This window comes from Stenotrophomonas sp. SrG, assembly GCF_050031795.1.
GTDB lineage: Bacteria > Pseudomonadota > Gammaproteobacteria > Xanthomonadales > Xanthomonadaceae > Stenotrophomonas > Stenotrophomonas rhizophila_A.
In genome coordinates, this window is the sequence record NZ_JBNBBE010000371.1 from 1 (window position 1) to 262 (window position 262).

The following is a 262-nucleotide window of genomic DNA, read 5'->3' on the forward strand; positions in this document are numbered from 1 at the left end:
GTACCGGTGATGCCCTTCAGGCCGGCCTGCTCGGTCATGTCCACCGGCACGATCGTGGTGCCGTTGGGGACGTTGGGCACGGCCAGTTCGCTGGCGCGGCGCAGTTCCACGGTGCTGAAGGTGTAGTTCTTGGCCAGGTTGCCGCCCTTCAGGCGGAAGCCGGGGCTGATGTTCCAGTTGAAATCGACCGGGCCGGTGTCGAAGTCATTGTCGACGTACTGCGGGCGCAGGCGGATTTCCGCCAGTTCCCAGCCCGCCGGGT

General features: G+C 66.0%; 1 protein-coding gene. It reads right to left on the bottom strand.

The window, feature by feature from the left end:
• Positions 1-262: hypothetical protein (locus tag ACQG3P_RS20140; protein WP_426806035.1), on the bottom strand; the 262-nt coding region annotated here is incomplete at both ends.